This window comes from Mycetocola manganoxydans (assembly GCF_003667545.1).
GTDB lineage: Bacteria > Actinomycetota > Actinomycetes > Actinomycetales > Microbacteriaceae > Mycetocola_A > Mycetocola_A manganoxydans.
The window spans coordinates 217,530-240,580 of record NZ_RCUV01000001.1; the positions used below are offsets into that span (position 1 = coordinate 217,530).

Consider the following 23,051-nt stretch of genomic DNA (forward strand, 5'->3'; position numbering starts at 1 on the left):
CTGGTGGGCGGCCGGTCTCAGGCTATCGGTCCGGCCGGACGCGACGGGTGGGGCAGCTCTCAGTCGCGGTATCTCTCGGCATCTTCGAAGCCCGCAGAAATGATCTCGGCGAGTTCCTCACGGTCCTCGAGGGGCAGGAACGCGCCACGCGCCGCATTCTGCTGGAAGACCTCGAGGTCGTCGATGTCGTAGGAGAAGGCGTCGGCGAGCAGACCGAGTTCCCGGGTCAGCGTCGTACCGCTCATCGTGCGGTTGTCGACGTTCACGGTGGTCTTGAAACCGAGCTGGTAGAGCACGTCGAACGGGTGGTCGACGAGATCGCTTCCCCAGGCGGCGATCGCGCCGGTCTGCAGGTTCGAGGACGGGCTGAGTTCGAGCGGGATCTCGCGGTCCTTGACCCACTGGGCGGTTTCGCCGAGCGACACGTATGTGCCCTCGTCATCGCTGCGTTCGACGGTGATGTCTTCGGCGATGCGCACACCGTGTCCGAGGCGCAGTGCCCGGCCGTCGAACAGCGCGCTCTTGATCGAATCAAGGCCGTCTGCTTCACCCGCGTGGACGGTGACAGGGAAGTGTTCCTGGGCGAGGTAGTCGAACGCGACCCGGTGTCGTGACGCCGGGAAGCCCGCTTCTGCGCCGGCGATGTCGAAGCCGACGACACCGTTGGTGCGGTGCCGCACGGCCAGTTCGGCGATCTCGAGTCCGCGGTCGGCGTGCCGCATGGCGGTGATGAGCTGACCCACCTGGATGCTGTCACCGGAGCGCTCGGCGTCATCGATTCCCTGCTCGATGCCGGCCTGTACCGCTTCGACCGCCTGGTCGAGTGTCAGGCCGCGAGTGAGGTGCTGCTCGGGAGCCCAGCGGACTTCACCGTAGATGACCCCGTCGGCGACGAGGTCCTTCACGAACTCGCGGGCGACGCGGGTCAGGCCCTCCTCCGTCTGCATGACGGCGGTGGTGAGGTCGAATGTCTTGAGGTAGTCCACAAGGTTGCCCGCGTCGCACTGGGAGAGGAACCAGTCGCCGAGCTTCGCCGGGTCGGTCTCAGGAACGTCGATGCCGACGGCATTCGCCAGTTCAAGGATGGTCTGCGGGCGCAGGGCGCCGTCGAGGTGATCGTGCAACGAAATCTTCGGCAGGTCGGCGATGTCGACGCCGTTGGGGAGGAGGAACTGGTTCTCGGAAGTCACCCGCTCAGACTACCGCCCAGCCTCTCCGAACGCACTGCCCGGCGGCTCCTCCCCGCCCCGCTTCGACGCGTCCAACTGGCGTCATTCCGGACCGGGCGAGCCCATAGAATCGAGAAATGCCCCAGAAAATCCTGCTCGACTGCGACCCCGGCCACGACGACGCGATTGCCATGCTGCTCGCCCATGGGAACCCGGAGATCGACCTCGTGGCTGTGACGACGGTCATGGGCAACCAGACACTGGAAAAGGTGACCAGGAACGCCCTGTCGGTCGCTCGTGTCGCCGGGATCACCGGCATCCCGTTCGCCGCAGGAAGCGCGCGTCCCCTCGTGCGGGAGATCGAGACGGCGCCGACGATCCACGGCGAATCCGGCCTCGACGGGCCGGAGCTGCCCGAGCCGCTGCTCGAGCTCGACTCGAGGAACGCGGTCGAGCTCATCATCGAGACCATCATGACCAACGAGCCGGGCACGATCACGCTCGTTCCCACCGGCGCCCTCACCAACATCGCCCTCGCGGCGCGGATGGAGCCGCGGATCGTCGAGCGCGTGAAGGAGGTCGTGCTCATGGGTGGAGGCACCAACTTCGGGAACTGGTCGGCCACCGCTGAGTTCAACATCGTCATCGACCCCGAGGCCGCCCACATCGTCTTCAACGAGGCGTGGCCGCTCACGCAGATCCCCATCGATGTGACCCATGAAGCGCTGGCAACGCCGGATGTCGTCGAGCGGTTCACCGCGATCGGCACGGCACCTGCGCGGTTCGTGGTCGAGCTGCTCGACTTCTTCGGGTCCACCTACCGTGAAGTGCAGGGCTTCGACGCACCCCCGGTGCACGACCCGTGTGCCGTCGCCTACGTCATCGACCCCAGTATCTTCACGGTGCGGCGTGCTCCGATCACCGTCGAGCTCGTCGGAACCCTGACGGCCGGAATGACCGTCGCCGACTTCCGGGCGCCCGCACCCGCCGACTGCACGACTCAGGTCGCGATCGGGATCGATACACCCCGGTTCTGGGACCTCGTCGTGGACGCGGTGGAGCGCATCGGCGACCCGGAGTAGCGCGGGCGCCGCTCGCCGCCTCTTGCGCGGCATCCGCGTTCGATTCACCACAAATGGTTGCTCACACAATCGATTCACCAGGAAATGTCCGTCCTCTACCCGTCGAGCGACAAGTCGTGGTGATTCGAGACCGAGCGGTCCCGTTCCCTCACAACTCGCCTTCTCGCGCACACTGTGCACGGGCGCTGCGCGCCTAGTCTCTCGCGGCCGAGTACACCAAAGAATCGATGAGTGACGTTCCGCAAACCTCTTCCGGTGACGATGCCGTCAGCATTCTCGGTGGCCGATGCACTGCACAATGGGCTGACCACCGGGCAGCTCCGCAACCCGTCGTTCGGGCGACCGTTTTTCGGCACCCGAACGACGCCGGGCGCGTCAGACGCTGTGGAGGTGCGATGCCGCGCGCTGGCCAGTCGGATGCTTCGCGGCCAGGCCTTCAGCCACCTCACGGCGGCGTTTCTATTCGGAGTGCCGCTTCCGCGCTCAGCGCGTTCGCCGTCACTGCATGTGATGTCGCCGACGCCCGTGCGCGCCATGCGTGCGACCGGGGTGACCGGGCATCAGGCGTCACTCGTACCCGACGAGGTCGTACGTGTTGGCGGGCTTCCCGTCACATCGCCCGAGCGCACGTGGTGCGACCTCGCGGCGCTCCTCGGCTTCGCGGATCTCGTGGCCGCCGGCGATCACCTTCTGTGCTGGAAGTACCCGAGGACGACGATTGACCAACTGACGGATGCCGTCGCGCGCTACCCCTCTCAGCGCGGTCGAGCCGTCCTGCCCAGAGCACTTGCCGCGCTCAGCACGCGGTCACGATCTCGTCCCGAATCTCTTCTCCGGGTGGAACTGGTCGCGAGCCCGTTGCCCAACCCCGTCCCGAACTTTGAGGTGCATCTTCGGCTGAGCCGCAGGGACCTCGAGATCGACCTCGCCTACCCCGAGTTCAAAGTGGGTCTCGAATACCAGGGGGACCACCACCGCACCGACCGCGGCCAGTGGCGTCGTGACATCCGACGCGGAAATGACGCTGTCGATGAGGGATGGAGCATGCTCTACTTCACCGGCGATGACACCGACGACCTCCCAGCCCTGCTTCCGCGGGTCGAGCGACGGCTGCGCGCCCGCGGCTGGGCCGGCAGCAGCTGACGGGAATCTCCGTCGTCAAGCGGTCGACCCGTGGTGACCGAGTCGTCACAAGCCGCTGGTTCTCGGTCGAATCACCGCAATCGGTCGCATGAGCGCTCGAAGAAGGACAGAGTGTGGTGAATCGACAGACGATCAGCAGAGTGTGGTGAATCGATCGACGGATGCCACGCGCGGCACGCGCTACTGGATGCGGTCGCGCACCAGCGGCTCGGGCGTGAACGCGGTGCCGGGCGCCGCGAGTTCCCACGCGCCCTCGATCGCTTCGAGCGCCCGGGGGAATCGAGCCGCGTCATCCGCAGACAGAGTGAACAACGGCTGCCCGGCACGGACGACGTCTCCCGGCTTCGCATGCAGGTCGACCCCGGACGCGTGCAGCACCGGGTCCTGCGCCCGCGCTCGACCTGCACCGAGGCGCCACGCGGCGATCCCGAACGGCAGGGCGTCCTGGCGCACGAGGATGCCATCAGCGGGAGCAGGGACGGTGTGGGTTTCACGCGCGACCGGCAACGCCGCATCCGGGTCCCCGCCCTGGGCGATGATCGACCGGCGCCACGTGTCCATGGCTCGACCGTCAGAGAGTGCGGCCTCGACGTCGGCGTCGGGCTGTCCGGCGAGCGTCAGCATCTCGCGGGCAAGAGCGACGGTGAGCTCGACGATGTCTGCGGGTCCACCACCGGCGAGCACCTCGACAGATTCACGCACCTCGTTGGCGTTGCCGATGGCCAGGCCGAGCGGCACGCTCATGTTCGTGAGCAGCGCCGAGGTCTTGACGCCGGCATCCTGCCCGAGCGACACCATGGTGCGCGCGAGTTCTTCCGCCTTGGCATAGTCCTGCATGAACGCACCGGAACCGAACTTCACGTCGAGCACGAGCGCGCTGGTGCCCTCGGCGATCTTCTTCGACATGATGCTCGACGCGATCAGGGGAATCGCCTCGACGGTCCCGGTGATGTCACGGAGCGCATACAACCGCTTGTCCGCCGGAGCCAGCCCGGCGCCGGCAGCACAGATGACGCCTCCGACGTCGCGCAGGATCGAGAACATCTCGTCGTTCGACAGGTCGGCGCGCCAGCCGGGAATCGACTCGAGTTTGTCGAGCGTTCCGCCCGTGTGCCCGAGGCCACGACCGGAGAGCTGCGGTACGGCCACCCCGAAGGATGCCACGAGCGGCATGAGCGGGAGAGTGATCTTGTCGCCCACTCCCCCGGTCGAGTGTTTGTCGACCGTCGTCTTGCCCAGTGTCGAAAAGTCCATCGTCTCCCCGGACGCGATCATCGCGAGGGTGAGGTCGCGGATCTCACGGCGGCTCATTCCGTTGAGGAGGATGGCCATCGCCATCGCAGCCATCTGTTCATTGCCGACGAATTCGCGCGTGTACGCGTCGACGAGCCAGTTGATCTCGTCGGTCGTCAACTCACCGCGGTCGCGTTTGGTGCGGATGAGGTCGACGGCGTCGAACGATTCGAGCGCTGCGTCAGTCGTGGTCATTCGTGGGTACTCCTGCGTATTCGTTGAGCGTGCGGGGGCCGAACGCGTCCGGCAGGACTTCGTCGATCGTGCGGATGCCGGACACCGTCTCGAGGAGCATCCCCGGCACCGCGTGCTCGAACAACAATTGCCGGCAGCGACCGCACGGCATGAGCGTGTTTCCGTCGCCGTCTACGCACGTGAAGGCCACGAGCTGCCCGCCGCCGGTGAGGTGCAACGTCGATACGAGCGCGCATTCGGCGCACAGGGTCAGTCCGTAGCTGGCGTTCTCGACGTTGCATCCGGTGATGATCCGGCCGTCGGTCACGACGGCTGCCACCCCGACCGGAAACTTCGAGTACGGAACGTATGCCTTCGTCATGGCATCCGTCGCTGCTTCACGGAGCGAACCCCAGTCGATTGAATCACTCATGTCGTCACGCCTTTATGTATGGTTTTCCGGATGCCGCCGGCCCACGTGACCGTCCGACAAGACCGGCGACGGCGAAGATGGTCACGATGTACGGAAGCATCAGCATGAACTCGCTCGGCACCGGGGAACCGATGATGCCGAGTACGTTCTGAAGGTTGGTCGCGAAACCGAACAGCAGAGCGGCGAGAGTGGCACGGATGGGATCCCAGCGTCCGAAGATCACCGCGGCGAGGGCGATGAATCCGGCGCCCGCCGTCATCTCCTTGCCGAAGGCGCCGACAGCACCGAGGGTGAAGTACGCACCACCGAGTCCGGCGATCGCGCCGGCGAGCGACACGTTCCAGAACCGGGTTCCTGTCACGTTGATACCAACGGTGTCCGCAGCGGTCGGATGCTCTCCGACGGCTCGCATACGCAGCCCCCACTTGGTGTGGAAGAGGCAGAAATACACCAGTGCGACGACGACGTACATGATGTAGACGATGATCGTCTGCTCGAACAGGACCGGGCCCAGGATCGGGATCTCGCCGAGGATCGGGATCTCGATCCGGCTGAACCGTGGCGGTGTGTTCAGGAGGCCAGGGTCCTTGGTGAGGACCTGCGAGTAGAAGAAGCTCGTCAGGCCGATCACGAGGACATTGAGAACAACACCGACGATCACCTGGTCGACGAAGTACTTGATTGAGAACGCGGCGAGGACGAAGGAGACGAGGACGCCGGCGACCATGGCGCCGAGGAGGCCGAGGTAGAGGTTCCCGGTGGCCGAGGCGATGACGGCGGAACTGAACGCGCCGGCGAGCAGCTGCCCCTCGATCGCCACGTTGACGACTCCGACCCGTTCAGAGATCACCCCGCCCATCGCGCCAAAGATCAGCGGGACACTGAGTGTCACCGTCCCGATGAGAAGACCCGGCACAGGAACAGTTGCACCTGCGGCCGCCCAGGTCAGGAACCCTGTCATGAACAGCACGGCGAAGACAGCGATGAACCAGATGGGAACTCTGCGGTACTTCTGGACCCGGTAAAACGCGAACGCCGTCATGAGAGCGAGCACGATGGTGATGATGATCCCGGTCGCGAACGTCGGCAACTCGGGAGCGGGCAACTGGATCAGGTCGGAGCCCTGCGAAAGCTGGAACCGTGTGGTTCCCTCGCGGTGTCCGAGAATGAACAGCCCGGCCGCAATGACCGTGAAGATCGCGAGGGCGATCGGCGCTTTCCAGCTGCGGAGAACCACCGCCCGGTTGTCGGGCTCGGCCTGTGGCCGTTCAGGTTCGGTGAGAACGCTCACTTTGCCTTCACCTCCTTGGTGACGATTGGCAACTGTCTGCGCGGCGCCGTCCCTGGAGTGGGGAGGCGGAAGATCGCGCGGACGAGTGGCGGGGCGGCGATGAACAGCACGATGACGGACTGCACGACGAGGACGATGTCGATGGGGATGCCTTCGGCGGCCTGCATGGAGAACCCACCGGCTTTGAATGCTCCGAACAGGACGCCGGCGACGAAGATACCGACCGGCTTCGACCGACCGAGGAGCGCGACGGTGATCGCGTCGAAGCCGATGCCTGCGTCGATTCCGGAACTGAATCCTGTTGTCACCGTCCCGAGGACCTGGTTGACGCCGGCGAGGCCGACGAGTCCACCGGCGATGAGCATCGTGTAGACGTAGATGTTCTTGACGTTGATACCGGCGACGAGCGCGGCGTTGGGATTCTCGCCGACGGCGCGGAACTGGAAGCCGAGGCTCGAGCGGTTGAGCAGCCACCACACGAAGATCGTCGCCGCGATGGCGGTGAGGAAGCCTGCGTGCAGGTTGTACTGCGGGCCGAGGAGATCCGGGAAGATCGCCGTCTCTTTCATCGCCGGAGTTTTGGGGTTGTTGCTCCCTGGCGCCTGCAGTGCCCCGGGGGTCCGGAGCAGAAAGGAGATGAGGTAGAGCGCGACGTAGTTGAGCATGATCGTCACGATCACCTCGTGGGCTCCCGTCCGCGCTTTCAGCAGACCGACGATGCCTCCCCAGATCGCTCCGCCGATGATTCCGACGAGGACGGCGACGATGAGGTGCAACACGGGCGGCAGATCGAGCGCGAAGCCGACCCATCCGGCTCCAGCCGCAGCGATGAGCATCTGACCGCGCCCACCGATGTTGAACATGCCGACACGGAAGGCCAGACCGACGCCGAGGCCCGCGACGATCAACGGTGTCGCGTAGACGAGTGTGTCGGTCAGCGGTTTGATACCCGCGAGGAAACCGTCCCGGCGGAAGTTATAGATGGAACCCTGGAAGAGCGCGCCATACGCACCCGAGACCGCTTGCCAGACGGCACCGAGCATGTCGCCCGGCCTGGAGAAGAAGTACCCGGCGGTCTCCTGAACCTGCTCGTCCGTGAAAGCGATGAGAACGGCGCCGACAACGAGCGCCAGGAAGACGGCGAGGACGGAGATCATGGCGTTGCCGCCGACGATGTCACGCATCGCCTGCGACCAACGCTGGTCATCCTTCGGCTCGGATGGCGTCGCCGGCACTGGGGCCTTTTCTGCCTCTGCTGTGGTTTCGCTCATGCTGCTTCACCTGTTCCTGGGGCGGGTTCGCCGGCCATCATCAGTCCGAGAACGTCTCGAGGGGTGTCAGCCGGAACGATCCCGACGATTCCTCCCCGGTACATGACCGCGATGCGGTCAGCGAGCGCGACGACCTCGTCGAGCTCGGTCGACACAACGATCACCGGAAGGCCGGAGTCCCTCGTGGCGATGATCCGTTTGTGGACGAACTCGATGGAACCGACGTCGAGTCCACGCGTCGGCTGCGCGGCGACGAACAACCGCAGGTCGCGGCTGAGTTCGCGGGCGAGGACCACTTTTTGCTGGTTTCCGCCGGACAGCCGGCCGGCCTTGGAATCGATGCCCTGGGTGCGGATGTCGAACTCGGTGACCTTCTCGCGCGCGAAATTGGCGAGGAAGTTCAGCTGAAGGTTTCCGGCTTTGACGAATGGCTTCGACGTGCTTCGGTCGAGCATGAGGTTCTCGGCGATGGAGAACTCGGCCACGACGCCATCCTGGGTGCGGTCTTCCGGCACGAAGCCGACGCCGGCATCGAGAATCTTGCGCACGCTACGATTCCGCAGCGATTTACCGTCGAGTTCGATGCTGCCGGTGACGTGGGGCTGGAGGCCGAGAAGCGCTTCGGTCAGTTCGGTCTGTCCGTTGCCCTGCACTCCGGCGATGACGAGGACTTCTCCCGACTTCACCTCGAAGCTGACGTTGTTGACGACGACCTGGCCCTGCGGGTCGATGACGGAGAGGTCGCGCACGACAAGAGCAGGCTCGCCGAGAACGGGCGGGTTTTTCGCGACGGTCAGTTCGACAGCGCGACCAACCATGAGCGACGCGAGTTCGGTGTTGGTGGCGGTCGGGGATGCCTCTCCAACCACCTTCCCGAGGCGGATCACGGTGATGCGGTCCGCGACTTCGCGAACTTCACGCAGCTTGTGCGTGATGAAGACGATGGAGGTTCCTGATTCGCGAAGCTGCTTCATGATGACCATGAGCTCGTCGGTTTCCTGGGGGGTGAGCACTGCTGTCGGCTCGTCGAAGACAAGCACTTTCGCGTCCCGGGAGAGTGCTTTGATGATCTCGACCCGCTGCTGCACACCGACGGGGAGGCCCTCGACGAGGGCGTCCGGGTCGACATGGAACCCGAACCGCGCGGAGATCTCGCGGACCTTCGCCCGAGCGGCTTCGAGGTCGAGTCGCCCGCCGAACGTGGTCTGTTCATGGCCGAGCATCACGTTCTCAGCGACGGTGAAGACCGGGATGAGCATGAAGTGCTGGTGGACCATCCCGATGCCGGCGTTCATGGCGTCGCCTGGTCCGGCGAACTTCTGGACGACGTCGTCGAGAAGGATTTCGCCCTCTTCGGCCTGGTACAGGCCGTAGAGCACGTTCATCAGGGTGGACTTTCCCGCGCCGTTCTCGCCGAGCAAGGCGTGAATTTCACCCGACTGGACGGTGAGGTCGATGTGGTCGTTAGCGACCAGGGCACCGAATCGCTTCGTTATGCCGCGAAGTTCTAGCTTCATGGTTCCTGATTCTAGGGAAGGGCGGAACCATGTGGGGGTTCACCCGGATGTTCACGGACGGCGTCAGCCTTGATGTTGGCTGACGCCAGCGAAACGGGGAGGCCGGTGTGCCGGCCTCCCCGCTTCATGCTGTGATGTAGCGCGTCGACTACGGGGACGACGGTGAGGTTACTTCGATCGATCCGTCGATGATGCCGGCCCGGATCTCATCCAGTTCTGCCTGCAGTTCGGCGTCGACCTTGCCTTCGAAGTCGTGGAACGGGGCGATTCCGACACCTTCGTTCTCGAGGGTTCCGACGAACGGGGTTCCGTCGAACTCGTCGTCTGCTGCTGCCAGGACGACTTCGTTCACACCGACCTTCATGCCCTTGAGGATGGAGGTCAGGAACAGGTCAGCGCCGTCCGGGAACGTCTCGTAGAGGTCAGCGTCGACACCGATCATGGCGATCTCCTTGCCGGAGTCGCGGATCGCGGAGATCGCGCTCTGGAAGATCGGGCCACCGACGGGGAGAAGAACGTCGGCGTTCTGGTCGATGAGACCCTGCGCCAGGTTCTGAGCGTCCACTCCGACCTCGAATCCACCGGTGAAGCTTCCGTTCTGGGCTGCGACGTCCCAGCCGAGCGCCTTGACGTCGGCGTCCTTGACTTCGTTGTAGTGGTTGACTCCATCGACGAAACCGTCCATGAAGATCGTGACGGGCGGGATCGGGATTCCGCCGAAGGTTCCGACGACTCCGGTCTTGCTGTAGCTCGCTGCTGCATAACCGGCGAGGAATGCTGCCTCAGCGGTGTTGAAGACGATGGGCTTGATGTTCTCGGAGTCCGTGGCGCCGTCGCTGTCGAGGTCCACATAGTCATCAATGATTGTGAACTTGACATCGGGGTTCGCTGCAGCTGCAGCTCCCGTCGCCTCGGCGAGGAGGAAGCCGACCGTGACGATCAGGTCGCAGCCCTGGTCGACGAGGTTTTCGACGTTGGGGCCGTAGTCGGTCTCAGCAGCGGACTCGACCGTGATCGGCTCGACGCCGAGCTCCTCGGCCGCTTCGGTGAGGCCTTCGAAGCCGAGCTGGTTGAACGACTTGTCGTCGAATCCGCCTGCGTCAGAAACCATGCAGGGCGTGAAGTCGAGGGCTTCACCCTCGCTGCCGTTGCCGTTGTCTGCGGCGGGGGCCTGCCCACAGCCGGCGAGCAGGGCAATGACGCCTGCCGTGGCAAGGCCGGCGAAAGCGACCTTACGGGTGTTGATTGTCAATGTGACCTCCAGGGTGCTGCCCCGCGGGACTCGCTAGGGCGGGTATGGGTACGTTACCGAATGTTACGGAGGCCACTGCGCTGTGGATGGCTCTCGAAACAGAAGCGTTACATAGCCGTTCCATGCGAGGCTAGGGCCAACCCTCGAACGGGTGACGCTCCCGCTCTCATGAGCAGCCACCCACTCTTCGCCTGCTCGAATGCGCACTATCGGCTGCAGGAGAGCACACGCGCCGAAACGCGCGCCGTGCCACAATCGGAGCATGACCGGGCGACTGATGCTCCTCGACACCGCTTCGCTGTATTTCCGCGCGTTCCACGGACTCCCTGACACTTTGCGGGCGCCGGATGGCACTCCCGTCAACGCTGTGCGCGGGCTCCTCGACTTCATCGCCAGGCTCGTGACCGATTACGAGCCTGACGCGCTCGTCGCCTGCTGGGACGACGACTGGCGGCCGGGCTGGCGAGTTGAGCTCATCCCGAGCTACAAGCAGCACCGCGTCGAAGAGTCGCGGACCGGTGCACCGGATGTGGAGGTCGTCCCCGAACTGCTCGTCGCCCAGATCCCACTCATCCGCAAGACCCTCGACGCCTTCGGCATCACCATCGTCGGTGCCGCGGATCACGAAGCCGACGACGTCATCGGGAGCCTCGCAACACAATCGAAAGGCCCGGTCGACGTCGTCACAGGTGACCGCGACCTTTTCCAGCTCATCGACGACGCAACAGACGTCCGGGTCATCTACACGGCTCGCGGGATGAGCAAGCTCGAGGTACTCACCGAAGAAACCGTCCGTTCGAAGTACGGGATCTCATCGCACCAGTACGCCGACTTCGCCGCGCTCCGCGGGGACACGTCGGATGGCCTGCCCGGGGTCGCCGGTGTCGGCGACAAGACCGCGGCGGGGCTGCTCAGCACGTTCGGTTCCCTCGACGCCATCGTCGCTGCGGCCGCCGAACCGGGAAAGGGGATGTCGGAATCCGTCCGCGCGAAGATCCTCGCGGCATCCGATTACCTGCGTGTGGCGCCGACCGTCGTTGAGGTGGTTCGCACCCTCGATCTCGAGAAGCCGGACGCCAGGATCCGGCCACTTGAGACCGAATCCCTGACAGCGGCTCGGCAGCTCGCCGCCGAACTCGGGCTCGGAGGAGCGGCAGAACGCGCACTTCGTGCCCTCGGCAATGAGCCCTAGCGCGTTCAGAGAACGTCGTCGCGCCCTGAGAGCTTGAGCGCGTCGACGACACTCTTGACGCGCTGCGCGTTGGCGCTGGTGGTCACGAGAAGCGCGTCCGGGGTATCGACGACCACGATGTCCTTCACCCCGATGAGGCTGATCACGCGGTTGCTCTGACTGACGACGATTCCGCTCGAAGCGTCCGACAGCACCCGGGCGTTCTCCCCGAGGATCGCGAGGTCGGTCTTGCGTCCGCCCGAGTTGAGCTTTGCGAGCGAGGCGAAGTCGCCGACGTCGTCCCAGTCGAAGTGACCAGGCACGACAGCGAGCCGCCCGGCGGCAGCGGCGGGCTCAGCGACGGAATAGTCGATCGCGATCTTCGTCAGCGTCGGCCAGATCCGGTCGACAGCGGGGCCACGGGTGGCTGGGTCGTCCCAAACGGATGCCAGCTCCACCAGTCCGGCATGCAGCTCCGGCTGATTGCGCTTCAGCTCCTCGAGGAGGACGTCGGCGCGGCTGATGAACATGCCTGCGTTCCACAGGTGCGCCCCACCCGACACGTATTTCTTCGCGGTGGCGAGGTTGGGCTTCTCGACGAACGAGTCGACGAGGAGAGCTGACTCGGCACCGGTGATGTCGAGGGGGGAACCGCTGTGGATGTAGCCGAAGCCGATGGCCGGTTCCGTCGGCTGGATGCCGATGGCCGTGATGTACCCGGCGTCGGCGGTGGCGACGGCTTGCGTGACGGCCGCACGGAACAGCCGGTCACCCCGGATGACGTGGTCGGCAGCGAATGAACCGATGATGACATCGGGTTCACGGTTGACGAGGATCGCGGCGGCCAGGCCGATCGCGGCGGAGGAGTCGCGGGGGTCGCTCTCGAGCACGACGTTGTGGTCGGCGAGGTCAGGGAGCTGGGTTTCGACGGCTGCACGGTGCGCCCGGCCGGTCACGACCATGATGCGCTGCTCACCGGACAACGGAGCCAGCCTGTCCCAGGTCGCCCGGAGAAGTGTGCTGCCCGATCCGGTCAGGTCATGGAGGAATTTCGGAGCATCGGCGCGTGACAGCGGCCACAGCCTCGATCCGATTCCGCCGGCTGGGATCACACTGTAGAAGCGCTCAAGGGGACTCGTCATGATCCCCAGAGTAGCGGCAGGGCCGACCGGCGCCAGCGAGGCTCGAACTGTCTCGACGTCAAGATGCTTAGGTTCCCCTTACCGGCGGAGTGAAGCCCCGTCAACGTAGACTATTCAGACGCGCCGTTGTGACGCACGACCGTTGTCGCCAGCGGCCGAGAAGGCTTCAAACAGGGAGGGCCGTTCGTTGTCAGTGAAGACTGCTAGAACACCACCATTGGATTCGACCACCTCGCCACGCCCCGCGGGTACGCTGTACCGCGGCCGCGAGGGCATGTGGTCCTGGGTACTGCACCGCATCACGGGCGTCGCCATCTTCTTCTTCCTCCTCGTTCACATCCTCGACACCGCGCTCGTCCGGGTATCCCCCGAGGCGTACAACGCGGTCATCGGGACCTACCAGACCCCGATCATGGGCCTCGGTGAAGTCGCTCTCGTCGGTGCGATCGTCTTCCACGCCTTCAACGGTCTGCGGATCATCCTCATCGACTTCTGGTCGAAGGGCACGAAGTACCAGAAAGTCATGTTCTACGTCGTGATCGCCCTCTGGGTCATCACGATGCTTGGCTTCACCCCCCGTCACCTCATCAACGTCTTCAGCCACTAGGAAGGGGAGAACGTCATGTCGCAAACCCTCGATGCTCCCCGCACCCCGGTCCGTCCCGCCCGCAAGAAGGGCGTGAACTGGGAGAAGTGGGGGTGGATCTACATGCGCGTCTCGGGCGTCGTGCTCGTCGTGCTGATCTTCGGCCACCTCTTCATGAACCTCATGGTCGGAGACGGCGTCAGCGCCATCGACTTCGCTTTCGTCGGCGGCAAGTGGGCGTCTCCGTTCTGGCAGTGGTGGGACGTGGCCATGCTGTGGCTCGCGCTCATTCACGGCGGCAACGGCATGCGCACCCTCGTGAACGACTACGCCCGCGGCCCGAAGCTGCGCGCAGCGTTCAAGGTCGCCATCCTCGCGTCCGTCGCGATCCTGATCCTCCTCGGCACGCTCGTCGTCTTCACCTTCGACCCCTGCCCTGTCGGACAGCCGGCCGACCTCCTCCCTTCGTTCTGCGCTGCGTAACGACTAACTGAACATTTTGGATGCATCTGTGACTCAGGACCCAAGCGACTCCACCATCATCGATGGAGTGCACTACCACCAGTTCGACATCGTGATCGTGGGAGCCGGTGGAGCCGGCATGCGCGCGGCCATCGAGGCAGGGCCGGGTGCGCGGACCGCGGTGATCTCGAAGCTCTACCCGACGCGGTCCCACACGGGAGCCGCGCAGGGCGGCATGGCTGCCGCTCTCGCGAACGTCGAGGAAGACAGCTGGGAATGGCACACGTTCGACACGGTCAAGGGCGGCGACTACCTCGTCGACCAGGACGCCGCTGAAATCCTCGCGAAGGAAGCCATCGACGCGGTCATCGACCTCGAGAACATGGGTCTGCCGTTCAACCGCACCCCCGAGGGCAAGATCGACCAGCGTCGTTTCGGCGGGCACACCTCCGACCACGGTAAGGCGCCCGTTCGTCGTGCCTGCTACGCGGCGGACCGCACGGGCCACATGATCCTGCAGACGCTGTTCCAGAACTGCGTCCGTCTCGGCATCAACTTCTTCAACGAGTTCTACGTGCTCGACGTCATCATGAGCGACGTCGACGGTGTCGAGCAGCCCGCCGGCGTCGTCGCCTATGAGCTCTCCACCGGTGAGCTCCACGTCTTCCACTCCAAGGCGATCATTTTCGCCACAGGCGGCTTCGGCAAGATCTTCAAGACGACGTCCAACGCGCACACCCTCACCGGTGACGGCGTCGGCATCATCTGGCGCAAGAAGCTTCCGCTCGAGGACATGGAGTTCTTCCAGTTCCACCCGACCGGTCTCGCCGGTCTCGGCATCCTTCTCACCGAGGGAGCGCGCGGCGAAGGCGCGATCCTCCGCAACGCGAGCGGCGAGCGGTTCATGGAGCGCTACGCCCCGACGATCAAGGACCTCGCACCGCGTGACATCGTCGCCCGCTGCATGGTCAAGGAAGTCGCCGAAGGCCGCGGCGCCGGGCCGAACAAGGATTACGTCTACCTCGACTGCACGCACCTCGGCGCTGAAGTCCTCGAGACGAAACTGCCGGACATCACCGAGTTCGCACGCACCTACCTCGGTGTCGACCCGGTGACCGAGCCCGTTCCGGTCATGCCGACGGCGCACTACGCGATGGGCGGCATCCCGACCAACGTGAAGGCAGAAGTCCTGCGCGACAACACCACCGTTGTGCCCGGGCTCTACGCCGCCGGTGAGTGCGCGTGCGTCTCCGTCCACGGCTCCAACCGCCTCGGCACCAACTCGCTGCTCGACATCAACGTCTTCGGCAAGCGCGCGGGCAACAACGCCGTCGAATACGTTCAGACGGCGGAGTTCCTCCCGCTTCCTGAAGACCCGGCGAAAGAAGTACGAGAGACCATCGAAGGCATCCGTGCCAACGCCGGAGGAGAGCGCATCGCCGTTCTGCGCCGCGAGCTCCAGGAACAGATGGACATGAAGGCGCAGGTGTTCCGCACCGACGAGTCTCTCGCCGAGGTCACCGAAACAATCCACCAGCTGCGCGACCGGTACCGCAACATCTCCGTGCAGGACAAGGGCCGCCGGTACAACACCGACCTGCTCGAGGCCGTCGAACTCGGCTTCCTGCTCGATCTGGCCGAGGTCGTCGTCTTCTCCGCACGCAACCGCAAGGAAAGCCGTGGCGGACACATGCGCGACGACTACCCGGATCGCGATGACGAGAACTACATGAAGCACACAATGGCGTACCTGACCGGCGACCCGCTCTCATCGGATGCCGCCGATCACATCCGCCTGGACTGGAAGCCCGTCGTCATGACGCGTTACCAGCCGATGGAGAGGAAGTACTGACATGTCGACAGCCGTTATTGACGAAGCTGCTCCGGCTCCGACGCCCGAGGTCATCGAGTCGTTCACCGTCACCGTGATCATCCGTCGCTTCGACCCCGAGGTGGACGAACAGCCCAAGTGGGTCGACTATGACGTCGAGATGTTCGCCACCGACCGCATCCTCGACGCGCTGCACAAGATCAAGTGGGAGCAGGACGGGTCGCTGACGTTCCGCCGCTCGTGCGCCCACGGCATCTGCGGCTCGGACGCGATGCGCATCAACGGCCGTAACCGCCTCGCTTGCAAGACGCTGATCAAGGACCTCGACATCTCGAAGCCGATCTACGTCGAGGCCATCAAGGGTCTCCCCCTCGAGAAGGACCTGATCGTCGACATGGACCCGTTCTTCGAGTCCTTCCGCGAGGTTCAGCCGTTCCTCATCCCGTCGTCGAAGCCCGGCGCAGGCAAGGAGCGGATCCAGTCCGTCGCCGACCGCGCGCGGTTCGACGACACCACCAAGTGCATTCTCTGCGCAGCATGCACCTCGTCCTGCCCGATCTTCTGGACCGACGGCCAGTACTTCGGGCCGGCGGCAATCGTCAACGCCCACCGCTTCATCTTCGACTCGCGCGACGATGCGGCCAAGGTACGTCTCGACATCCTCAACGACCAGGAGGGTGTCTGGCGTTGCCGCACCACCTTCAACTGCACGGATGCCTGCCCACGCGGCATCCAGGTCACCCAGGCGATCGCAGAGGTCAAGCAGGCCATCATGCGCGGCAAGCCATAACGTATCGCTTCACTGAGCCCTCGCCCTTTCCGGGCGGGGGCTTTGTGCTGTGCCCCGCGGTGTCAGCCGCGCGCCGCTGCGCGCGCCTCGGCCGGAGTCGAGGCGTCGAGGACCCTCACCGCGAGCGCTTTCGCGTGCTCGAGAGTGTGCTGGCGCAGTTCGGTGCGCACATCCGCGAGCGCTGACGGCGCCATAGACAGACTCGTTGCCCCGAGTCCGACGAGCACAACAGCGAGGAGTGGATCCGCTGCCGCTTCGCCGCACACGCCGACAGCTCGCCCGGACTGGGTTCCCGCTTTGCCGATGAGCTGGATGAGTCGCAAAACGGCAGGGTGCCAGGGATCCTGATAGGAGGCGACGGTCCCGAGCTGGCGGTCGGCCGCGAGTGCGTACTGGGTGAGATCGTTGGTGCCGATCGAGACGAAGTCCGCGATTCCGAGGACCTGCCCTGCCATCAACGCGCAGGAGGGGACCTCCGCCATGACTCCGGCGACCGGGATGCCGTGCGAGCGGGCGAGAGTGACGAAGTATTCCGTTTCGGCCGCGTCTGCGACCATCGGCGCCATCACCCCGACCTCGGCGTCGGTCTCGGCGGCCGCCGCGGCGATCGCCGTCAGTTGGTCCCGAAGGATGTGTTCGTGCGCACGGGTCGCCCTGAGTCCGCGCATCCCGAGGGCCGGGTTGTCCTCGTGTCCGGTGGTAAGGAAGGCGAGCGGCTTGTCAGAACCGGCATCGAGTGTGCGCACGAGGACCCTCTTGCCGCCGAACGCCGCGAAGACCGTACGGTAGTGCTCCTGTTGTTCGGCGACGGTCGGTGCTGATTCCGCGCCGAGGAAGAGGAACTCGGTGCGGAACAACCCGACCCCTTCGGCTCCGCACAGCAGCGCATCTGCGATGTCCGAAGGACGGCCGATGTTGGCGAGGAGTGGGATGGCTGTGCCGTCCGCGAGTTTTCCTGGACCGGTCGGAGCCGCAACCCGGCGCGCGGCGAGCCGGCGCTCAGCGGCGGCGATGTCGTCAGGCGACGGGTCGACGGTCACCGTTCCGTCCGATGCGTCGAGAAGTACCGACGTCTCGTCTGCGAGCGTCGCGGCATCCGTCACCCCGACGACGGCGACGATGGCCTTTGAGCGGGCGAGGATCGCGGTGTGCGACGTCGGCCCTCCCCCGATGGTGATGAGCCCGAGTACTTTCGTGATGTCGAGCGACGCTGTGTCTGCGGGCGCGAGGTCGTGGGCGATGAGGACGAACGGATGGTCCACCTCTGGCACTCCCGGGGCAGCAACGCCGCGCAGCCGGGCGATCGCGCGCTGGGCGACGTCGCCGAGGTCGGCCGCGCGTTCCGCCATGTACCCGCCCATCGAGATGAGCATCTGCTGGAAACCGTGAAAGGCTTCGAAGACGGCACGTTCCGCCGTGCGGCCCGTCGAGATCCGCGATCGGATGTCGTCGAGTAACGCCGGGTCCTGGGCCATCATCGACTGGGCGTCGAGAACGCCCTTCGCCTCGCCCCCGGCGCGGTCTGCCCGCTCCGAAAGATCGACCGCCACGGCCTGCAGCGCAGAGACCGCGCGGGAGAACTCCGTCTCGGCGTCGGCGTCGCGATGTTCGGTCCCCGGCTCAGGGATGGGGTCCGGCATGCGGACCACCGGGCCGTGCGCGATGCCACGCCCAACTCCGACTCCCTGTAACCGCATGGGACTCCTTCCGGATCTCCTCGACCTTATCGCGGGCGCCCGCTTCCGGAGGTCAGCGCCGCCGCGTCCGCAGGGATCGCAGCGAACTGGCGGCACGGAACCGTTCTCGTCTCGTACGGCCCGTTCCGAGCGACCTTCTGAGATCCTCGACAGCAGCCCAGACCCGGTCGGCATCCTCGTGGCTGGGGCGCTCGGTCGAGAAGGTGGCACGGTCGGCAACGGATGCCAGAGCAATGGCCCGCTTACCGCCCACGGCAGCGGCGACCTCCCGACGCGTGGACGACGGCGGCGCTTCCAGCCCGTAGTCGAGCGCGGTGTCCTCGAACTCCTGCCAGCCACCCCGGATCCGGTCGGCGGGGTGCACCCGCTTGCGCCGCAGCGCCCTGCGCCGAAGCTTGGCGGCGATCACGGCGAGGAACGGCCCAGCGATGACGGCGACCAGCAGCAGGATCCCGCCCGCGACCTGGGCAATCCGGAGGAGCGTCGCCAGGAACGGATTCAGCGACTCCTCCTCGGTCTGTTCGCTCTCGGTCGGCGGAGACTGCTCGATCTCTTCATCCTCGTCCTCGACGGGCGGTTGGACGATCGCGGGTGGACGCGCGACGAGCTGCGGCTCTTCCGGTTCTTCCTCGGGGATGTCCCGGACGGCAGGCACGGGGTCGGCTGTCCACCAGCGACCCGATGAATCCTGTACTTCGATCCATGCGCTGATGTCCTCTCCCGTGAGCGTGACGGAGCTCGCCGGCCCCTGGTCCGTAGCGAGGAAACCGACGACGACACGGGCGGGGAATCCGAGCTCGCGCGCCATCAGTGCGGCGGCGACAGCGTACTGCTCCGCATCTCCGACCATCGGTTTCGCGGTGAGCAGCTCGTCGATCCGGTCGATTCCATGGCCTGATCTGCTGGCGGGTTCGTCCTCTTCGAGCCCGTGACTGATGTATCCCTCGGTTTTCAACCCGTCGAGCATGGCGACGAGCCGGGCGCCGTCACCCGAAACCCCTTCGGTCCACGTCTCCAGACGGTCGGTGAGGGATTGAGGGACGTCGTCGAACCGCGGCAACTCGGCGGTCCCTGGCCGGAGCTCCCTGAGGGCCGCATCCGACGGAGTGGGGGTGTCGACCGAATCGAGCCGATAGCCGTCTCCCGCGGCCAGCCCGCCGACGACCGCGCCCGTCCCCGTCACGTCGTTGTAGAAGAACGATGCTGTGAGCGCGTCGCTGTTCGCGCCGCTGAACCGGATCTCCGCAAGCTGGCCCGCTCCCGGCAACCAGATCCCCGAGTAACCCGAGATCGAGACGGTCATCGACACACGTTCTCCGAGGGCCGCCTGCTCCAGCCGGTACGGGACGCGCACGAAGGTGCCTGACGCGCTTGAGGCATCCGGCGTTCCCACGCTGTAGACGACTCCGTCATAGCTGTCGAGGGTCGCCAGCCGCACTCTCCTGTCCTGGGGCAGACCGGTGACGGTCAGGAGCGGCTCGTTGACAAGATCCGATCGCAGGAAACGCCGGAACGCCGACAGTGGGCTGGGGTAGTCCCTCGGATTGAAGGCCTGCTCGATTCGAGTCCGGAGTACGTCCCTGTCCGACGAAGGGGGAAGAGCGGATGCCAGTACGGCGCCGCCGCTCACGGCGATGGCCAGAATGATGACCGAACTCACCGTGCCGACGACGGCGGCCCGGCGGCGTTCCCGCCGTGACGGGCTGACGCTGGCGACAGCCACGGCGTGTTGGCGGAGGAGCGCCCGGTGCCGAAAGCCCCGCAGCCAGATCAGCCAGCCAAGCAGCAGAACGAGAAGACTCAGCCCGATCGCGAGCGGGAACCAGGATTCCTCGCGGCCGAAGGCAATGCCGATCACGAGCAGCAGGATCGGGGCGAGAACGGCGACTTCCCCCCGGCTCACCCGCAGGGCGAGTGAAATCGTCAGCGTCGTGGTGCCGAGAATCGCGAGGAACGCCGGGATCAGGAGACCCTGGTAGGTGCCCACCGGAGCGAGGATGGTCACCAGCTCTTTCCAGTCTTCCGCCGTGCCCCTGACGAGGTCGAGGAACGCCTGCGGCTGCGGAAGGATACCGGGGCCCATCCGCTCCGGCATGGTCAGCGGGACACCGGCGGCGAGATACACGATGATCGCGAGGAAGATGACCAGGACTCCGTGGAGCCGGAACAGCCATCCGGTGAGCGCCACCAGGGTGCCGAGGACTATTCCGCCGATCAACACGAGCACGAATTGCGGCGTCTGGTACACCGGCCACCAGACGCTTGCAGCGACGGCGACCGATGCGACGGCGAAGAGCACCGACACGAGGACCGGAATGGGCCGCCGGGTCACGCCGTCGCCCTCGCCATCGACTGCTGGAGGTCCTCGAGATATCCAATGGTGAGCACGGTCAGTTCCCCCGCGTGGCGAGTACGGGGTACGACGTCAGGGTCGCAGATGATCGCGATGACGTGAACCCCGACGGGAAAGTGCCTGGCCGCCTGACGCAGGGTGGAAATCGACACCGCAGCACCGCAGACGAGGAAGGCGAGGGAGACGCCGGAGATGGATGCCGACGCGACGCGCGCGAGGTCGGCGAGAGGGAGGGCGGTCTCGGACCGGTCGACGCCGCTGAGATCATCGAGAAGCCGGGACCCTGTCACCGCGGCGAACTTCTTCACGGCGAGAAGTCGTTTCTTCGCGAAGTCGGGGGTGGACTCGCTGGCGACAACGGAGATGGTCCGTCCGTCGCGGATGGCTCGGACGCCGAGGGAACCGACGACGCTGACGGCCATCTCGAAGTCGTCATCGCCCGCATAGTCTTCCTCGGCGAGACTGAGCCCGATCATCAGGTGGCTTCGTCGAGTCTCCTCGAACTGCCGGACCATGTACTGACCGGTCTTCGCGGTGCTCTTCCAGTGGATGCTGCGAAGCTCATCGCCGGGGCTGTACTCGCGCAGCGCGTGGAACGAAACGTCGCTCGACGTCAGGTCGCGGGTCGGTGTCCCCTCGAGGTCGCGGACGAACCCCATGCTGAGGCTCGGGACGGAGATGGTGCGAGGGTGAACGAACAGGTCGATCTGCTCCTCCCACTGCCGTTCTCGCCGAACGAGGCCGATCGGGTCGGCGCGTACAGCCCGGACGGGGCCGACGGGAATGACCCCGCGGTGCAGCGCGGGAACCGAGAACAGGTCCTCGTACCGGCCTGACGGGGTAAGCACCGGGACCTGGAAATCGGCGAGCCCCTCCCCCACCGGCACTTCGATCCTGGTGCCGGCGAGGAGCCGCCTCGTCGGATTCGTCACGGTGAGTTGCCCCACCGCACTTTCTCCGGTGACCACGCGGTTCACGGGGACCGAGAGCGAGGCGTCATGCGAGGTGCGACCGATGAGGAAGGCGGCGGCGGTGACGATCACGAGCAGCCCGGCCCAGCCGATGGCGACGAGTTCTTCCCACCCCAGTCCGTAGCCGAGCAGGAACGCGAAAGCGACGGCGCACCCGATCGCCCAGCCCAGCGGGGTGACGACAGCGGTTACCGCCGCCCACGCGCGACGCACAGTGCGTCGCATCCGTCGCCACGACCTCACCAGGGCGACAACGACATCGGCAAGGACTCCCTCCCGTGAGCCGACCAGCCGGGTCCTCGCATTCACGATCTGGGTTTCGCCCAGAACGGTCGGAGCGTCAGCGCGGGAGAGGCGAGAACCGTTTCTCCGCGTGGCCGCTCCTCGGTCGCTCTTCTTGACCATCGCGGCCTAGGCCACCTGGCTGTCGCTCGGCGGCGGGGTGTCGATGAGCACCTGAGCGATGACGTTCGACGGATTCACGCCGTCGAACTCTGCTTCGGGGTCGAGGATGAGGCGGTGGGAGAGCACGGTGTCTGCGAGCGCCTTCACGTCGTCGGGGATGACGAAGGAACGGCCCGAGACAGCGGCAAGCGTCTTGGCACTACGGATGAGAGCGAGGGCGCCGCGAACGCTGGCACCCAGACGGATCTCCGACGCCGTCCTGGTCCCCTCGATGATGCGGGCGACGTAATCGTTGATCGACGCGTCGACATGCACCGTCGTCGCCAGTCGGGTCATTTCGGTGATCGTCGCAGCGGATGCCACGGGGCTGAGCACTCCGTCACCGGCGGCATCCGACCCCTCGAGGATCCGGATCGTCGACTGGTGATCCGGATACCCGATCGACGTTTTCATGAGGAAGCGGTCGAGCTGAGCCTCCGGGAGCCGGTACGTACCGGCCTGCTCGATCGGGTTCTGCGTTGCGATCACCATGAACGGGGAGCTCACCGGGTGGGTCACACCGTCGACGGTGACGTGCTGCTCTTCCATGACCTCGAGAAGCGCGGACTGGGTCTTCGGACTGGCGCGGTTGATCTCGTCGGCGAGGACGATGTTGGAGAAGATCGGGCCGCGGTGGAACGCGAATTCGCCACTGCGCTGGTCATAGATGCTCACGCCGGTGATGTCGCCTGGCAGGAGATCGGGGGTGAACTGCACCCGGTTCGAGGTTCCGGCGATGCTCTCCGCCATCGCGCGAGCCAGGGACGTCTTGCCTGTCCCAGGAACGTCTTCGAGGAGCAGATGCCCGCGGCTGAGCAGGGCGGTGAACGACAGCCGGATGACATGGCTCTTGCCGAGGAGGACCTGCTCGACGTTCTCGACGAGCTGGTCGCAGACCCCGGCGAACCAGGTCGCCTGTTCGGGCGTCATCGTCATCTGGCGGGCCTCTCCCGGTTCGGTTCGTTGGGTTGCGGGTGCA

General features: G+C 65.5%; 19 protein-coding genes. 7 read left to right on the forward strand and 12 right to left on the reverse strand.

The genetic code is table 11. The features are described 5' to 3' along the window. Positions 1-59: 59 nt before the first annotated feature. Positions 60-1,190: an adenosine deaminase gene (locus D9V29_RS01005; protein ID WP_121671455.1), complete on the reverse strand. Its 1,131-nt coding sequence runs from the start codon at positions 1,188-1,190 to the stop codon at positions 60-62. Between the two features lie 116 nt (positions 1,191-1,306). On the opposite strand from D9V29_RS01005, the gene uriH reads away from it, so the two are divergent. Continuing rightward, a complete protein-coding gene (uriH, locus tag D9V29_RS01010) occupies positions 1,307-2,251 on the forward strand; it encodes a uridine-preferring nucleoside hydrolase UriH (protein ID WP_121671456.1) in 945 nt (314 codons plus the stop codon). Positions 2,252-2,482: 231 nt separating this feature from the next. Beyond that, positions 2,483-3,394, forward strand: coding sequence for a hypothetical protein (locus D9V29_RS01015; RefSeq protein ID WP_121671457.1), 912 nt, complete (start codon positions 2,483-2,485; stop codon positions 3,392-3,394). Between the two features lie 180 nt (positions 3,395-3,574). On the opposite strand, the gene D9V29_RS01020 is transcribed toward D9V29_RS01015, so the two are convergent. The 6 genes from D9V29_RS01020 to D9V29_RS01045 all read right to left on the reverse strand — a co-directional run bounded on the left by D9V29_RS01020 (position 3,575) and on the right by D9V29_RS01045 (position 10,625). Further along, positions 3,575-4,882 carry a thymidine phosphorylase gene (locus D9V29_RS01020; protein ID WP_121671458.1) on the reverse strand — a complete coding sequence of 436 codons (1,308 nt, stop codon included), beginning with the start codon at positions 4,880-4,882 and terminating at the stop codon, positions 3,575-3,577. Then, on the reverse strand, positions 4,869-5,294 hold the full coding sequence (locus tag D9V29_RS01025; protein ID WP_121671459.1) for a cytidine deaminase: 426 nt from the start codon (positions 5,292-5,294) through the stop codon (positions 4,869-4,871). The genes D9V29_RS01020 and D9V29_RS01025 overlap by 14 nt, the downstream gene beginning before the upstream one ends. A 4-nt stretch (positions 5,295-5,298) precedes the next feature. Further along, complete coding sequence (locus D9V29_RS01030; RefSeq protein ID WP_121671460.1) at positions 5,299-6,585, reverse strand: ABC transporter permease; 1,287 nt, start codon at positions 6,583-6,585, stop codon at positions 5,299-5,301. Further along, a complete protein-coding gene (locus D9V29_RS01035; protein ID WP_121671461.1) occupies positions 6,582-7,856 on the reverse strand; it encodes an ABC transporter permease in 1,275 nt (424 codons plus the stop codon). Before D9V29_RS01035 ends, D9V29_RS01030 begins: the two co-directional genes overlap by 4 nt. Then, the gene (locus D9V29_RS01040; protein ID WP_121671462.1) at positions 7,853-9,373 is read right to left on the reverse strand and encodes an ABC transporter ATP-binding protein; all 1,521 of its coding nucleotides are present in this window, start codon (positions 9,371-9,373) and stop codon (positions 7,853-7,855) included. The genes D9V29_RS01035 and D9V29_RS01040 overlap by 4 nt, the downstream gene beginning before the upstream one ends. 148 nt (positions 9,374-9,521) lie before the next feature. Further along, the gene (locus D9V29_RS01045) at positions 9,522-10,625 is read right to left on the reverse strand and encodes a BMP family lipoprotein (protein ID WP_121671463.1); all 1,104 of its coding nucleotides are present in this window, start codon (positions 10,623-10,625) and stop codon (positions 9,522-9,524) included. 262 nt (positions 10,626-10,887) lie between these two features. On the opposite strand from D9V29_RS01045, the gene D9V29_RS01050 reads away from it, so the two are divergent. Beyond that, positions 10,888-11,817: a 5'-3' exonuclease gene (locus tag D9V29_RS01050; RefSeq protein WP_121671464.1), complete on the forward strand. Its 930-nt coding sequence runs from the start codon at positions 10,888-10,890 to the stop codon at positions 11,815-11,817. 5 nt (positions 11,818-11,822) lie between these two features. Here the strand turns inward: D9V29_RS01050 and D9V29_RS01055 are convergent, their stop codons facing one another. Continuing rightward, positions 11,823-12,938 (reverse strand): mannose-1-phosphate guanylyltransferase, encoded by a 1,116-nt coding sequence (locus D9V29_RS01055; protein ID WP_121671465.1) that lies wholly within the window; start codon positions 12,936-12,938, stop codon positions 11,823-11,825. 274 nt (positions 12,939-13,212) lie between these two features. Here D9V29_RS01055 and sdhC point away from each other — a divergent pair, with 274 nt between their 5' ends. The 4 genes from sdhC to D9V29_RS01075 are packed head-to-tail and all read left to right on the forward strand — an operon-like array spanning position 13,213 to position 16,607. Next, the gene (gene sdhC / locus D9V29_RS01060; RefSeq protein WP_121671524.1) at positions 13,213-13,545 is read left to right on the forward strand and encodes a succinate dehydrogenase, cytochrome b556 subunit; all 333 of its coding nucleotides are present in this window, start codon (positions 13,213-13,215) and stop codon (positions 13,543-13,545) included. Positions 13,546-13,560: 15 nt separating this feature from the next. Then, complete coding sequence (locus tag D9V29_RS01065) at positions 13,561-14,007, forward strand: succinate dehydrogenase hydrophobic membrane anchor subunit (RefSeq protein WP_121671466.1); 447 nt, start codon at positions 13,561-13,563, stop codon at positions 14,005-14,007. Positions 14,008-14,035: 28 nt separating this feature from the next. Continuing rightward, positions 14,036-15,838, forward strand: a complete 1,803-nt coding sequence (sdhA, locus tag D9V29_RS01070; protein ID WP_121671467.1) for a succinate dehydrogenase flavoprotein subunit — start codon at positions 14,036-14,038, stop codon at positions 15,836-15,838. Between the two features lies 1 nt (position 15,839). Then, positions 15,840-16,607 (forward strand): succinate dehydrogenase iron-sulfur subunit, encoded by a 768-nt coding sequence (locus tag D9V29_RS01075; RefSeq protein ID WP_121671468.1) that lies wholly within the window; start codon positions 15,840-15,842, stop codon positions 16,605-16,607. Between the two features lie 62 nt (positions 16,608-16,669). Here the strand turns inward: D9V29_RS01075 and ptsP are convergent, their stop codons facing one another. From ptsP to D9V29_RS01095, 4 genes are read right to left on the reverse strand one after another with little or no spacing between them, the layout of a single operon-like run. Continuing rightward, positions 16,670-18,304, reverse strand: a complete 1,635-nt coding sequence (ptsP, locus tag D9V29_RS01080; protein ID WP_121671469.1) for a phosphoenolpyruvate--protein phosphotransferase — start codon at positions 18,302-18,304, stop codon at positions 16,670-16,672. A gap of 52 nt (positions 18,305-18,356) precedes the next feature. Beyond that, a complete protein-coding gene (locus D9V29_RS01085; RefSeq protein ID WP_121671470.1) occupies positions 18,357-20,636 on the reverse strand; it encodes a transglutaminaseTgpA domain-containing protein in 2,280 nt (759 codons plus the stop codon). Then, positions 20,633-22,033 (reverse strand): DUF58 domain-containing protein, encoded by a 1,401-nt coding sequence (locus D9V29_RS01090; RefSeq protein WP_121671471.1) that lies wholly within the window; start codon positions 22,031-22,033, stop codon positions 20,633-20,635. The genes D9V29_RS01085 and D9V29_RS01090 overlap by 4 nt, the downstream gene beginning before the upstream one ends. Before the next feature lie 6 nt (positions 22,034-22,039). Then, on the reverse strand, positions 22,040-23,008 hold the full coding sequence (locus tag D9V29_RS01095) for an AAA family ATPase (protein ID WP_121671525.1): 969 nt from the start codon (positions 23,006-23,008) through the stop codon (positions 22,040-22,042). Between the last annotated feature and the right edge of the window lie 43 nt (positions 23,009-23,051).

Excerpts from the sequence above, each read along its gene's own strand:
- D9V29_RS01050 (WP_121671464.1), top strand. The coding sequence starts at position 10,888 with ATGACCGGGCGACTGATGCTCCTCGACACCGCTTCGCTGTATTTCCGC.
- D9V29_RS01075 (WP_121671468.1), top strand. The coding sequence starts at position 15,840 with ATGTCGACAGCCGTTATTGACGAAGCTGCTCCGGCTCCGACGCCCGAG.
- D9V29_RS01025 (WP_121671459.1), bottom strand. The coding sequence starts at position 5,294 with ATGAGTGATTCAATCGACTGGGGTTCGCTCCGTGAAGCAGCGACGGAT.
- D9V29_RS01095 (WP_121671525.1), bottom strand. The coding sequence starts at position 23,008 with ATGACGATGACGCCCGAACAGGCGACCTGGTTCGCCGGGGTCTGCGAC.
- uriH (WP_121671456.1), top strand. The coding sequence starts at position 1,307 with ATGCCCCAGAAAATCCTGCTCGACTGCGACCCCGGCCACGACGACGCG.
- D9V29_RS01065 (WP_121671466.1), top strand. The coding sequence starts at position 13,561 with ATGTCGCAAACCCTCGATGCTCCCCGCACCCCGGTCCGTCCCGCCCGC.
- D9V29_RS01035 (WP_121671461.1), bottom strand. The coding sequence starts at position 7,856 with ATGAGCGAAACCACAGCAGAGGCAGAAAAGGCCCCAGTGCCGGCGACG.
- sdhC (WP_121671524.1), top strand. The coding sequence starts at position 13,213 with ATGTGGTCCTGGGTACTGCACCGCATCACGGGCGTCGCCATCTTCTTC.
- D9V29_RS01090 (WP_121671471.1), bottom strand. The coding sequence starts at position 22,033 with ATGGTCAAGAAGAGCGACCGAGGAGCGGCCACGCGGAGAAACGGTTCT.
- D9V29_RS01020 (WP_121671458.1), bottom strand. The coding sequence starts at position 4,882 with ATGACCACGACTGACGCAGCGCTCGAATCGTTCGACGCCGTCGACCTC.
- D9V29_RS01055 (WP_121671465.1), bottom strand. The coding sequence starts at position 12,938 with ATGACGAGTCCCCTTGAGCGCTTCTACAGTGTGATCCCAGCCGGCGGA.
- D9V29_RS01040 (WP_121671462.1), bottom strand. The coding sequence starts at position 9,373 with ATGAAGCTAGAACTTCGCGGCATAACGAAGCGATTCGGTGCCCTGGTC.
- ptsP (WP_121671469.1), bottom strand. The coding sequence starts at position 18,304 with ATGCGGTTACAGGGAGTCGGAGTTGGGCGTGGCATCGCGCACGGCCCG.